At 35.2% G+C, this 13,838-nt stretch carries 12 protein-coding genes, 1 pseudogene and 1 other annotated feature; of the genes and pseudogenes, 2 read left to right on the forward strand and 11 right to left on the reverse strand.

Annotated elements, in window-relative coordinates; genetic code table 11:
• Positions 1-135 precede the first annotated feature (135 nt).
• Complete coding sequence (locus COC46_RS07240) at positions 136-984, reverse strand: DegV family protein (protein ID WP_176545087.1); 849 nt, start codon at positions 982-984, stop codon at positions 136-138.
• 434 nt (positions 985-1,418) lie between these two features.
• Here COC46_RS07240 and COC46_RS07245 point away from each other — a divergent pair, with 434 nt between their 5' ends.
• A complete protein-coding gene (locus tag COC46_RS07245; RefSeq protein ID WP_141550878.1) occupies positions 1,419-1,862 on the forward strand; it encodes an immunoglobulin-like domain-containing protein in 444 nt (147 codons plus the stop codon).
• Positions 1,863-1,950: 88 nt separating this feature from the next.
• Here COC46_RS07245 and COC46_RS07250 read toward each other — a convergent pair whose 3' ends face one another.
• The 10 genes and pseudogenes from COC46_RS07250 to ilvE all read right to left on the reverse strand — a co-directional run bounded on the left by COC46_RS07250 (position 1,951) and on the right by ilvE (position 13,245).
• Positions 1,951-2,676: a YwaF family protein gene (locus COC46_RS07250; RefSeq protein ID WP_098809072.1), complete on the reverse strand. Its 726-nt coding sequence runs from the start codon at positions 2,674-2,676 to the stop codon at positions 1,951-1,953.
• A 239-nt stretch (positions 2,677-2,915) separates the two neighbouring features.
• Positions 2,916-3,491 (reverse strand): 3-isopropylmalate dehydratase small subunit, encoded by a 576-nt coding sequence (leuD, locus tag COC46_RS07255; protein WP_098809073.1) that lies wholly within the window; start codon positions 3,489-3,491, stop codon positions 2,916-2,918.
• Positions 3,469-4,863 (reverse strand): 3-isopropylmalate dehydratase large subunit, encoded by a 1,395-nt coding sequence (gene leuC / locus COC46_RS07260; protein WP_098809074.1) that lies wholly within the window; start codon positions 4,861-4,863, stop codon positions 3,469-3,471. Before leuC ends, leuD begins: the two co-directional genes overlap by 23 nt.
• Entirely contained in the window at positions 4,860-5,927 is a 1,068-nt protein-coding gene (gene leuB / locus COC46_RS07265; RefSeq protein ID WP_098809075.1) for a 3-isopropylmalate dehydrogenase, read from the reverse strand. Before leuB ends, leuC begins: the two co-directional genes overlap by 4 nt.
• A 41-nt stretch (positions 5,928-5,968) precedes the next feature.
• Positions 5,969-7,090, reverse strand: a pseudogene (locus COC46_RS07270) (2-isopropylmalate synthase); the annotation flags it as partial.
• A gap of 3 nt (positions 7,091-7,093) precedes the next feature.
• Positions 7,094-8,134, reverse strand: a complete 1,041-nt coding sequence (gene ilvC, locus COC46_RS07275; protein ID WP_304362829.1) for a ketol-acid reductoisomerase — start codon at positions 8,132-8,134, stop codon at positions 7,094-7,096.
• A gap of 9 nt (positions 8,135-8,143) precedes the next feature.
• Positions 8,144-8,659 (reverse strand): acetolactate synthase small subunit, encoded by a 516-nt coding sequence (ilvN, locus tag COC46_RS07280; protein WP_098809078.1) that lies wholly within the window; start codon positions 8,657-8,659, stop codon positions 8,144-8,146.
• Entirely contained in the window at positions 8,659-10,347 is a 1,689-nt protein-coding gene (ilvB, locus tag COC46_RS07285; RefSeq protein ID WP_255294845.1) for an acetolactate synthase large subunit, read from the reverse strand. The genes ilvN and ilvB overlap by 1 nt, the downstream gene beginning before the upstream one ends.
• Positions 10,348-10,446: 99 nt before the next feature.
• Positions 10,447-10,682, reverse strand: a binding site (T-box leader).
• Positions 10,681-12,348, reverse strand: a complete 1,668-nt coding sequence (ilvD, locus tag COC46_RS07295) for a dihydroxy-acid dehydratase (protein ID WP_098809081.1) — start codon at positions 12,346-12,348, stop codon at positions 10,681-10,683. Its footprint overlaps the feature before it by 2 nt.
• Before the next feature lie 6 nt (positions 12,349-12,354).
• The gene (ilvE, locus tag COC46_RS07300) at positions 12,355-13,245 is read right to left on the reverse strand and encodes a branched-chain-amino-acid transaminase (protein ID WP_098809082.1); all 891 of its coding nucleotides are present in this window, start codon (positions 13,243-13,245) and stop codon (positions 12,355-12,357) included.
• A gap of 263 nt (positions 13,246-13,508) precedes the next feature.
• Between ilvE and COC46_RS07305 the strand changes: the two genes are divergently transcribed.
• A complete protein-coding gene (locus COC46_RS07305; RefSeq protein ID WP_098809083.1) occupies positions 13,509-13,697 on the forward strand; it encodes a hypothetical protein in 189 nt (62 codons plus the stop codon).
• Positions 13,698-13,838 lie beyond the last annotated feature (141 nt).

A 13,838-nucleotide genomic window follows, 5' to 3' on the forward strand; every position in this document is an offset into this window, starting at 1 on the left:
GTCTATTTATAGTAAATACGTTTCATTTCTTTATTTCCCTAAATCTTTTTTTATTATTACGATATATTTTCTACAATTAATAGTATAAGATAAACAAAAAAAACTCTCACCACTTTGAGAGTCGAAATTAACTTTTTATTTTGATAGAAAAAAGATGCCTAGTGTGCTAGGTCCAGTATGGACACCAACTGCTGCTCCAACTGAATTTTCAATGATATTTTCACTACCTACCATTTCCTGTAGCTGTTTTATAAATTGTTCAGTAGAATCATCTTTTACTCCATACACAACTCCAACAGTTCTTTTAAGTTCATCTTTTCTAATTTTTATTAATTCGAGCATACGATTTATTGTTTTTTTTCGACCTCGTACTTTTTCAAGTGGTTTAAACTTTCCTTCACTTATTTCCATAATTGGATTTATATTTAGCATTCCTCCTAGAAAACCAGCAAATTTACCTACACGCCCTCCTCGTATTAAATATTGAAGATCTTCGATTGTAAAAATATGTTGTATCTTATTTATATTGTTGTTTAATTCATTGATTAGATTTTCAAATGGCTCCTCAATTTTTAAGCTTTCGATTAACTCCATAACTAGTACTCCAATTCCAAGTGATACTGATCTAGTGTCAATTATATGAATTGAAGCATTTGGATTGTTTTCGAGTATATCTAGTTTGACTAATTGCGCGAAATTATAAGTACCAGATAAATCTCCAGAACATGTAAGATATACACAGTTTTGTGCTGTACAGTTCGAGACTAGAGTCTGATAAATTGCATCGTAAGAAGGTAATGATGAAGTAAAATTCTCTCCATTTTTCATTCTTTCCATTAACTCACTAGCTTTTAAATTTCCCCCATCCAAATACTCTTTTTCAAATTGGTCATAGACTCTTAATGGTATTACTGAAATATCGTATTTCTTCAATAGTTCAGTTGGAAGATCCGCAGAACTATCTACAATTAGTTTAAGTTTCAAGTTAATCACCTCTTCCTGAATTAATCATGTATTTTTAATCTTATTAAACAATAACCTAAATATTCAATCAATTATTTTTCAATTAAATTTATTTTTATCGACAAAATTAAGATAAATAAATCATATTATTTTTGTCGGTTCTTTGAATAAGCGTCTTATTTTTCCATAAAGAAACTCTTCTTTCAGTAGCGATAAGAAAATAGAAGTGAATATGTACGTGCCCTGTTTATTTCAGTGACGTATTTATTGTTAGCGAAGAATGTTTATGATTATTTTTAATAATTAATAGAATAATAGAATTTTAAATAGAAAGTACCTTGTAAAAAAGGAACTTCTTCTCTTATGTTGAATTCTTCTCCTAAGAGGTGAAAAAAATGAAAAAAGGTTTGTATCTCTATGTTTTTGTATTGTTAAGTTTTCTCTCAGGATGTTCAATGAATTCAAATGAACACGTCTTTAGTCAGCAAATTTTTCAATCCTTTGTAGGTTCACCGCATAATTCGATTCCTGACACAGTTCAAGATGGTACGATTCAAGTATCTATGAATCTTGATGGACAGTATTATAAAAAAGGGACCAAACTCCTTACTCTTTCAATCGTCAATAATGGCGAACCGCTATTTTATGGAACACAATATACGATTGAACGATTTAATGAGAAAACAGAGTCGTGGACAGAGGTCCCATTTCGAAAAGATGTTGGGTTTGATCAAATTGGTTTAGTAATCAAGCAATCAGAGATAAAAGATGAAACGATTACAATTGGTTCAGCGAGTTTTTCGAAACCACTTGAACCAGGTTTTTATCGAGTGATTAAGTCGTTTTCAGTAAATGGAGACAAATCCATTAAACTATCTTCTATTTTTCAAATACTTTAATTGCCGCTTTGAACATTACGTATAATAAAAAGAAGGAAATTGGAATTTAATCCTCTCTCCTTCCCAACAATTCTACTAAACGGTTCAATTACTTTTCATCTATTTTCCTTTTTAACCAAAAAGGACTGTATAGAATGTAAAAACTTACAATCATCACCAATTCCATTGATAGAAGATACCAAGGCCATGATCCAAGATAATCTAATAGCGAAGCATTTTTAGGCTTTTTCATAATGTACAGATAGTTTGATTTCAGTATCTTATTAACAAAATATATACAAGCTGCATAAATGTTAACAATGAGAACCGTCACCCACATGGAAGGGATGGTCGGTCGATATTTTTTGGTCACTACCATTAACAAACAAGCAAGGACAACTCCTCCGTGCGAAACAAAAAACTCGATATATCGAAAATGTGGAAACGAAAACTGGCCGAGATCAGGAGTAATAATGGCTTGAATGGAACTGCCTAAACCAGCAAAATACATGAATTGAAACAGTTTGTAGCTATTCGTCAGTAGCATCACAATTGCCAATAGGACTACAATATCACTAAGTTGAAGTGGTAATGACGTTTTACTCGACCAAGCATTCTCATACACAAGCCATATATGATAAGAAGTTTCAGATACCAATAATAGAATTGCTAAAGAGAAACGAAAAATCCGTTCTTTCCCCTTCTCTTGAATTTGATTTCTAAAGACAAATAGAAGAACACTAAAAATCAAAATGAGTGCGATGGTCAAAAGATGTTCTACTGAAAAAAGGTGAAACGGGTTCATTTTTGGATGAAATTGAAAAAATTTTTGCAAGCAAAATACCCCATTACTTGATTGTATTTTATGATTCTTAGTTTGGGGCAAATTTTACCAGTTCTATACAGACAGTTCGGACCAGGTGTTTCTACTTTGGGGCATGAGACTTTAGTTGGAATAGCAAAACAACAATCTACTTTAAAAAAACTCTTACAATTTCCTACATTTCACTCGAAACAGAACAAAAAAGAAGTATCTCATAAGTAAGTTAACTTATAAGATACTTCTTTTTTTAGTTAAACGTATAATTTTTCATATTTTTCAATTTCATTTTCATATTTCATCGTAATGGCAATATCATCTAAGCCATTTAGTAATTTATCTTTCCAAACTGGATCGATTGAAAATTCATAGTTCCCAAATATTGTTTTTACTACTTGTTTTTCCAGGTCTACTTCAATTTCTTGACTTCCATTTAACGTGGATAATTGTGCGCGAATCTCATCATTTAAGACGATCGGTAGCATGCCATTTTTTATACAATTATTGTAAAATATATCTGCAAAGCTACCCGCAATAATAACGGTAAAGCCATAATCATTTAATGCCCAAGGTGCGTGCTCTCTGGACGAACCGCAACCAAAATTATTTCCACTTATTAAGATAGATGCGTTTTTTCGCTCCTCGTAATTTAAAGCGAAAGTTTTATTAGGTGAGCGATCGTCATGATATCGCCATTCATCGAATAAGAATTCTCCGAAGCCTGTTCGCTCGATCCGTTTTAAATATTGTTTAGGAATAATTTGGTCAGTGTCGATATTATCTAACATGATTGATACAGTTGTACCTTTATGCGTACGTAACGGTTTCATTTGCTTGCTCCTTTCGAATATCAATAAAATGGCCATGAACTGCAGCAGCCGCTGCCATTACCGGACTTACTAAATGTGTTCTTGCACCCTTACCTTGTCTGCCTTCAAAGTTTCGGTTTGATGTAGATGCACAATGTTCTCCGGCTGGTACTTGATCTGGATTCATTGCTAGACACATTGAACAACCAGCTTCTCTCCACTCAAATCCTGCTTCAATAAAGATCGTATGTAACCCTTTTGCCATCGCTAGATTACGGACCTTTTTTGAACCTGGAACAACTAATGCACGCACATCAGATTTTACTTTCTTACCTTTAAGATAATTTGCTGCTTCCTCTAAATCTGACAATCTTGAATTTGTACAAGAACCGATGAATACATGTTGAACAGGAATTTCTTTAGGTGTAATTTCAGGTTTTAATCCCATATATTCATATGCTCGTTCGTAGTTTTCATCTTTAGCTTTTGGAAGAATTTCATCAATTCTTACGCCCATTCCAGGATTTGTTCCCCAAGTTACGTAAGGTGCTAGGGTTGCTACATCTACTTCAATTGTTTTATCGAAGGTTGCTCCCTCTTCAGTATATAATTTCTTCCATTCTACTAATTTTTGATCATATGAATTCACTGTATATTTTCTACCTTTTAAGTAATCGAAAGTCTTTTGGTCTGGAGCAACTAATCCTGCTTTTGCTCCTCCTTCAATTGCCATATTACATAATGTCATGCGCTCTTCCATTGACATATTTGTAATGGCTTCACCGTAAAACTCAATAACATATCCGGTTCCCATTGAAACACCGTATGTTGATAATAGATGTAGAATAATGTCTTTTGCATACACTCCTTTTGGCAGCTTACCTTCAAGTTTTACACCCATTGATTTTGGCTTTACTTGCCATAATGTTTGTGTTGCTAATACATGTTCAACTTCGCTTGTTCCAATTCCAAATGCTAGTGCACCAAATGCGCCATGTGTAGATGTATGACTATCTCCACAAACAATTGTTTTTCCTGGTTGTGTTAAACCAAGCTCTGGGCCAATTACATGGACAATACCTTGATCTTCGTCAGTTATATCTGCTAAAGGAATATTGAATTCCTGACAATTATTTCTTAATGTATCCATCTGTTGTTTAGCGATTAAATCTGTAATCACTAATTGATTTTCTGTAGGGACATTATGATCCATTGTCGCAAAGGTTAATTCTGGTCTTCTTACTTTTCGATTGGATACTCTTAAACCCTCAAATGCTTGTGGAGAAGTAACTTCATGGACTAAATGTAAATCGATATACAAAAGCTGTGGTTTATCTACTTCACCAGTTACAACATGATTTTGCCAAAGCTTATCAAACAATGTTTGTTTCATCGACTTGTACCTCCAACCGTTTGAAATTGTAACTCTTTTAATACTTGTTCAGTAAATTCAGTCGTCGAGCTTTTACCACCTAAGTCACCTGTCAAAATTCCGTTATTTATTGTATTTACAATCGCATTTTCAATAGAATTTGCTTCATCGACTAGATTAAAGTCTCTAAGCATCATTGCAACAGACCTTAACATCGCAATAGGATTAGCCTTATTTTGTCCTGCTATATCTGGTGCTGAACCGTGAATTGGTTCATACAATGAAGGACCATTTCCGGATCTGCTCGTAGAAGGTAGCATGCCTAACGAACCTGTAATCATGGAAGCTTCATCGCTTAAAATATCACCAAATAAATTTTCAGTAACGATTACATCAAATCTTCTTGGATTTCTAATTAATTCCATCGCAGCTGCATCGACAAGTACATGCTCAACTTCGACCTCTGGATAGTTTAAACTTAATTCATTGACGACCTTTCGCCAAAGTTTACTAGATTCTAAGACATTTGCTTTATCAACTGATGTAAGCTTTCCTTTTCTCGTTTTCGCTAGTTCAAATCCATACGTTACAATTCGTTCAATTTCATTTCTAGTGTATGAAAGAGTATCAGTTGCTTCATTATCATTATGAAAACGCGGTTCTGAAAAGTAAATTCCTCCTGTCAATTCTCGAACGACGACAAAGCTTACATTTCTTACTTGTTCAGATTTTAAAGGTGAGTGATTGACTAATTCATCATAAACATCTACAGGTCGAATATTTGCATATAAATTAAGTGACTTTCTTAATCGTAATAAACCACTTTCTGGTCGCTCAGTACCTTGATCCCATTTTGGCCCACCTACTGCCGCTAATAACACTGCATCCGAATTTAAACAATTTTCTAATGTTTCATTCGGTAATGAAGTGCCTGTTTCATCAATAGCGTGGCCTCCAAATAAATTTGTAGAAAAAGTGATGTTATGTTGATACGATTGTGCAATCTGTTCTAAAACTTGCACAGCTGAACTCATTATTTCTGGTCCGATTCCGTCTCCTGGCAGACATGCGATATTTAATTTCATTTTAGAACCTCCTTTTCGCTCCACTTACTAATAATATTTAATAAATCTTCATCTCTAATATCCTTCTTCGTATCTGTCAAAGCTTTAAATTGAGTAAACGCCTCGTTTATTACCTCAGTAGAAAAATTAAATCCAAGCTCTTTTAATCGATCAGTAAAAGCATGTCGTCCTGAATGTTTTCCTAAGACTAATGAATTGGTAGAAAGCCCAATTAATGAAGGAGGGATAATTTCATAAGTTGTCGGTTCTTTTAATACGCCATCTTGATGAATTCCTGATTCATGTGCGAATGCATTTGTACCAACAATCGCTTTATTCTTCTGGACAACCATACCTGTAAGACGACTAACAAGTTCACTTGTTTTTGTTATTTCATGTAATCGTAAATTAGTATTTTTTCGATACATGTCTTCTCTTATATGCAGTGCAACTGCTATTTCTTCTAATGCTGCGTTTCCTGCTCTTTCACCAATCCCATTTACGGTGCACTCTACTTGTTTTGCTCCAGCCTGTATAGCCGCTAAAGAATTTGCTACTGCCATTCCTAAATCATCATGACAATGACAAGAGAAATTCGCTTTATGGTAAGAAGGTACATTTTCTTGTAAATATTTAAACAGATCATAGTATTCTGAAGGACTTGTATATCCTACTGTATCTGGAATGTTGATAACATCTGCCCCTGCTTTAATGGCTGACTCGGCAAATTCAGCAAGAAATGCCCGATCTGTGCGACATGCATCCTCAGCAGAAATTTGCACTTTTGGAAAAAAGGATTTTGCAAGCTGTACACAATGTTTAGCAGTTTCCAAAACTTCTAATCTCGTCATATTTAACTTGTATTTCATATGGATATCACTTGTCGCTAGAAATATATGAAGTCTCGGTTCTGCAGCATTTTTTAACGCGTCCCATGCTGTTTTAATATCTGAATCTTTAGCGCGAGAAAGGCTTGAGACGGAGACAGAACGAATCTGTCTCGCAATCTCTTGAACACCTAAAAAGTCACCTTCCGAAGAAGCGGCAAAACCAGCTTCAATGATATCAACACCTAAAGACTCTAGTTGTCTAGCAATTTCGAGTTTTTCAAATCGATTTAAATTAACCCCTGGAGATTGTTCGCCATCACGTAATGTTGTATCAAGAAACTGAATTTTACTCATTTTTTATTTCACCTCGACCTTTTCTTTTCTTTGGATAAATGGCATCATTGCACGAAGCTTTTCTCCAACTTCTTCAAGCTGATGTTGTTTTTCACTTTCATTAATTTCATTGAATACAGGACGACCATTTTTATTTTCGTTAATCCAACCTTTCGCAAATGTACCATCTTGAATTTCTGCTAAAATATCTTTCATCGCTAATTTTGATTCATTTGCAACGACTCTTGGACCAGATACGAAATCGCCCCACTGAGCAGTATCAGAGATCGAATATCTCATATAGCTCATTCCACCTTCGTACATTAAATCAACGATGAGTTTTAATTCGTGCAAACATTCGAAATATGCTACTTCTGGTTGGTATCCTGCTTCTACTAAAGTTTCAAATCCTGATTTTACTAATGATGTTACACCACCACATAATACCGCTTGCTCTCCAAATAAATCTGTTTCAGTTTCTTCTTTAAACGTTGTTTCAAGTACACCTGCTCTAGTAGAACCAATTCCTTCAGCATAAGAAAGAGCTACGTTTTTTGCTTCACCAGTTACATCTTGGTATACAGCAAATAATGCTGGGACTGCTGCACCATCGACAAAAGTACGACGTACAAGATGTCCTGGTCCTTTTGGAGCTACTAAAAATACATCTACATTTGCTGGAGGGACAATTTGATCAAAATGTACATTAAATCCGTGTGCAAACGCAAGCGCATTACCATTCTCTAAGTAAGGTTCAATTTCATTTTTATATACATTTGGTTGATGTTCATCTGGTAATAAAATCATTACTACGTCCGCTGCCTTTGAAGCTTCTGCAACAGTTGTCACGTGTAGACCATCGGCCGCAGCTGCATCCCATGATTTTCCAGGACGACAACCAACTACAACCTTATGTCCATTGTCATGTAAATTTAAAGCGTGTGCGTGACCTTGTGATCCATATCCAATTACTGCAATCGTTTTCCCTACTAATACGTTTTCCAACACATCTGTACCATAATAAACTTTAGCCATTTTTAAATTCCTCCAATTTTTTTGTTTTATATTTTTATTTTAATAAGAGAGTAGCTTTTGAGCATGCTCCTTATGTTTAGCAGATCTAGTAAATGCAGTTACACCTGTACGAGCTATTTCTTTTAGTTCGAAAGGTCTTAATAATTCAATCAAAGCCTCCACCTTTTCAGAGTTACCAGTTACTTGAACGACAATCTGATCTCGACTTACATCAATAACGGAAGCTCGAAATGGTTCAATTAAGCTATAAATTTCATTTCTAGTAGCAGCATTAGTACTTACCTTGATTAAGGCTAGTTCTCTAGCAATCACTGATTCTTCAGTAATATCTGCTACTTTTATCACATCAATTTGCTTATGAAGCTGTTTTATCAATTGCTCAACCTGTTGTAAATCATCTACATGAACGACGAAAGTAATTCTAGAAATATGATCTTGCTCTGTATGACCTACAGAAATACTTTCAATATTAAATCGTCTTCTCGAGATAACTCCTGTAATTCTGTTAAGAACGCCACTGTTATTTAATACAGTCGATGTAATGACTCGTTTCATTATTTCACCCCTTCCATTTCATGAATTCCTTTACCTGGTGGAACCATTGGTGTAACGATTTCGGCTTGATGTACCCGGCAATCAATTAAAACTGGTCCATCAAATTCAATTGCTTCTCTTAATTGCTCTTCTACTAAATTTGGATCTGATATCGTTATTCCCTTAATACCGTATGCTTCTGCAAGCTTTGTAAAACTAGGCTGGCAGTCTAATAGAGAACTAGAGAAGCGGTCATTATAAAATGCTGATTGCCACTGTCTTACCATTCCTAAAGCTGCATTATTTAAGATTAAAATTTTAACTGGTAAATTATGTTCTTTGATCATGCTCAATTCTTGCAAAGTCATTTGGAATCCAGCATCACCAACGATAGCAACAACTAATTCATCAGGTTTCGCAAACTGTGCACCAATTGCTGAAGGTAATCCAAATCCCATCGTTCCAAGTCCACCAGATGTGATCCACTTATGTGGTTCTTTAAATGGATAATATTGGGCAGCCCACATTTGATGTTGACCTACATCTGTAGAAATTGTGGCTTTACCTTCAGTAATTGAGTGAAGTAAAGTTAAGACTGTTTGTGGTTTGATCACTTCACTACTCGCTTCATACTGTAAAGGAAAGGCTTCTTTACGACTTTTAAGGAGCTCGATCCATTCACTATGATTTTGTTTTTCTACTTCTTGTTTTAATAAAACCTTTAGTACTTCTTTCGCACAGCCAACGATTGGAATATTAGTTGGAATAACCTTATTTATTTCAGCTGGATCAATATCGATATGTGCTACGACTGCATTTTTAGCAAAGTGTACTAAATTGCCTGTTAATCGATCATCAAATCTTGCTCCGATATTTATGAGCAAATCACTTTCATACATTGCCATATTTGCTGTATAAGTACCGTGCATTCCACCCATTCCGAGGAATAATTCCTCATTTGCTGGAAATCCACCTAACCCTAAAAGCGTATTAACAACTGGGAGATTAAACTTTTTAATAAATTCAGTAAACTCTTTAGCCGCTTTTGCATGTAAAATGCCTGCTCCAGCTAATACTACTGGTTTTTTTGCTTTTTCAATCGCTGCTACAAGCTTTGTTATTTGAATAAAATTTGGTTCATATGTCGGTTGATAACCTGGTAATTGAACTTCTACTTCATCCTTTTTCACTCCTTTTTCAGCCATCATATTTTTAGGAAGATCAATTACAACTGGACCTTGTCGGCCGGTTGAAGCAATATGAAATGCTTCTTTTACGATTTGAGGTACATCTTCTACATTACGCACTTGGTAGTTATGCTTTGTAACTGGCATTGTAATACCGATCACATCTGCTTCTTGAAAAGCATCCGTCCCGATTACATTTGTCGCAACTTGACCAGTGAAAACAACTAGTGGTAATGAATCCATCATCGCATCCGCTAACCCAGTAACAACATTTGTAGCACCAGGACCACTTGTTGCGATTACTACTCCAGGTCGTCCGGTCACTCGTGCATATCCTTCTGCAGCGTGAATGGCCCCTTGTTCATGCCTTGCTAGAATATGAGGAATATCAGCATCATAAAGTGCATCATATAATGGTAATACTGCCCCTCCAGGGTAACCAAAAATCATTTCAACATTTTCTTCCTTCAAAGCATCAATTAGTAAATTTGCACCTGACAATTCTTTTGACAGAGTTCTCATTGAATGATGACTCATTTCTACTTTTCCCTCCATTTTCGGATAAAACTTACCCATTTATTCGCAATAAAAAAAGCCATAACTCCACACTTCAGCAGATGCTGAAGGGGCGAAAGACTTTTCGCGGTACCACCCTTCTTCTTAGGTTCATAACCTAACTTTGGGATTTTGGATAACCAAAATCTGGCTATAACGTGGCCAACGTTCAAGCTTACCGTATTACTACTTCAGCCTGACACTCAAGAGTGAGTTTCATTAATCAAGGTCATCGGTTCACACCAGCCACCGACTCTCTGAAGATCCTTTTCATAATTACTTTTCTCTTTCAATGCTTTTTCATATTTTTAATATTCCACCTGTATTAGCAGAAGTCACTAGCTTTGCATATCTTGCTAAATAACCTGTTTTTACTTTTGGTTCATGCAATTTAACTGATTTTTTACGGGTTTCTAAAGTTTCGTTAGTAACCGATAATGTAATACTTCTAGATAATAGATCGATAATGATTTCATCACCATCTTCAATATATGCAATAGGTCCACCTTCAGCTGCTTCTGGAGAAATATGCCCAATTGCAATTCCTCGTGTTGCACCTGAAAAACGACCATCTGTTATTAAAGCGACTTTCGTTCCTAATCCTCTACCAACAATTGATGAAGTTGGTGCAAGCATTTCTGGCATTCCAGGTCCTCCTTTTGGACCCTCATATCGAATGACAACGACATGACCTTCTTTAACAACACCTTGGTCAATTGCTTCTACCGCTTCATCATGTGATTCAAAGCAAATTGCTTCACCAATAAAGGTTTGAATTGAAGGGTCAACGGCACCAACTTTGATGACCGCTCCGTCTGGGGCAAGATTACCATGCAATATTGATAATCCCCCCGTCTCTGAATAAGGATTTTCTTTTTTACGAATGACTTCACTATTTGAGATTGTAGCTTCCTGCACATTCTCGAATAAAGTTTTTCCTGTAATCGTAATGCGATCACTATTAATCGCTCCTGGTATTGTAGTAAGTTCTTTAATAATTGCTGGAACTCCGCCTGCTAAATGCACATCATGCATTGAATAGTGGGAAGCGGGACTAATTTTAGATAAATATGGTACTCTTCTTGCTACTTCATTTATATCTTTTAAGTCGTAATCAACTCCTGCTTCATTTGCGATCGCCATTAAGTGTAATACTGTATTTGTCGAACCACCCATTGCCATATCTAATGCAAATGCGTCATCAATCGCCTCTTTTGTAATGATATCTCTTGGCTTAATATCATTTTCAATACAATCCATTAAATGATGGGCTGCATCGCGGATTAATTTATGTCTGTCTGCACTAGTTGCAAGGATTGTTCCGTTGTATGGTAGTGCTACTCCAAGCATTTCCATAATGCAATTCATTGAGTTTGCTGTAAACATTCCAGAACATGATCCACATGTTGGACATGCTGACTTTTCAATATCGAGTAATTCTTCTACACTCATTTTTCCTGATTTAAAAGCTCCAACACCCTCAAATACTGAAACTAGTGATAAAGCCTTTCCGTCTTTAGAAAGTCCTCCTGCCATTGGTCCACCTGATACAAAAACGGCTGGTACATTTGTACGAACAGCTGCCATTAGCATTCCCGGTGTAATTTTATCGCAGTTTGGCATATAAAATACTCCATCAAACCAATGTGCATTTACGACTGTTTCAGCTGCATCAGCTATGATTTCCCTACTTGGTAGAGAATACCTCATCCCGATATGGCCCATTGCGATTCCATCATCGACACCAATCGTATTAAACTCAAATGGAACGCCACCAGCATCTCGAATCGCTTGTTTTACAACATCAGCCATTTCCCTTAAATGAATATGACCTGGGACAATATCAATATATGAATTACAAATTGCTATAAATGGTTTATGAAAATCTTCTTCTTTAACGCCTGCCGCTAATAATAAGCTACGATGCGGCGCTCGATCGATTCCTTTTTTGATCATGTCACTTCGCACAATTTATCACCCTTGTTTTACGTAAATTTTTTCTCCATCTTCTACTACTAATTGACGAAATGCTTTTAATAACCTTTGAGTATTTGGTCCAGGTTTTCCGGTACCAATCACTCGACCATCTACCTTTGATACACCGATTACTTCAGCGGCTGTACCTGTTAGAAAAACCTCATCTGCTATATAAACATCATGTCTAGTGAACAATTTTTCTTCCACTTCGTAACCTAATGTGTCACCTAATTCCATAATTGCATTTCTTGTAATTCCTTCTAATGCACCTGCTGAACTTGGTGGAGTAATTAATTTATTCCCTTTTACTAAGAAAACATTATCACCTGAACCTTCAGCTACGAAACCTTGATCGTTTAGCATAAGTGCTTCTTGAACACCTGCTAATTTAGCTTCAATTTTAACTAATATGTTATTTAAGTAATTTAAAGACTTAATTTGTGGATTTAATACATCACTTCGATTTCTTCTCGTTGCTACTGTTACAATTTCCATACCATTGTCATATAGTTCTTGTGGAAAAAGTGCTAGTTGTTCAGCAATCACAACTACATTAGCTCTTGGACATGATGCTGGATCTAATCCAAGATTTCCTTCACCTCTTGAGACGACGAGTCGAATATAACCACTATGTAAATTATTTCGATTTACTGTTTCAACAACAATTTGAGTTAATTCTTCCAAAGAATATGGAATTGTTAATAAAATTGATTTTGCTGATTCGTATAATCGAATTAGATGTTCTTTTAAGCGGAATACATTACCTTCATATACGCGAATCCCTTCAAATACTCCATCTCCATATAGATATCCATGATCATATACAGAAACTTTAGCATCCTGCTTTTGAACGAATTCACCATTTAAATAAATCTGTTGGGCTGTCACGGTTAATCCTCCTCAAGAGTTAAAATATTTGTACTTACTTTATTCCAATCTAAGAAATTAATCAACAAGTTTTTAGAAAATTTAAAATTCATAATTTATTCAAATATCGTATAAATATTGGTATATCAACAATGAAAACCTTTACATTTTTTCAAAATAATTTTTCGACAAAATTTTACTCTTGAAACTTTTTTATAAAAGGATTATCATATGGTTACTTTAAACAGAATTTTCTGTAAATTAAAAATCGGAGGCGAGTAAAAATGGCTACTTTACAAATTAATGGGACTGTTAACGAAATCAATGAAGTGTTGAAGGTAATGAGTAATCATTTTGACATTCAGATCAAAGACGAAAAATCCGATCAAGAATATTCAGTCGATTTCTCAAATGATGAATGGGAAAATGATTCATTTGTAAGTGAGATGTTAACTGGAGCATATAATGACTAAACAGTAAAATTCTTATCGTATGATAACAAAAAAGAGGGCCGCCCAAAATTTTAGCATTTTAAGGGAACCCTCTTTTTTATTTATGAAAATGAAAAGTTTTAACTACTTATCTGTTCAAATATTAGTCTAGGTGCAAATAAA

This window comes from Bacillus sp. AFS041924, from assembly GCF_002577195.1.
Taxonomy (GTDB): Bacteria; Bacillota; Bacilli; order Bacillales; family Bacillaceae_G; genus Gottfriedia.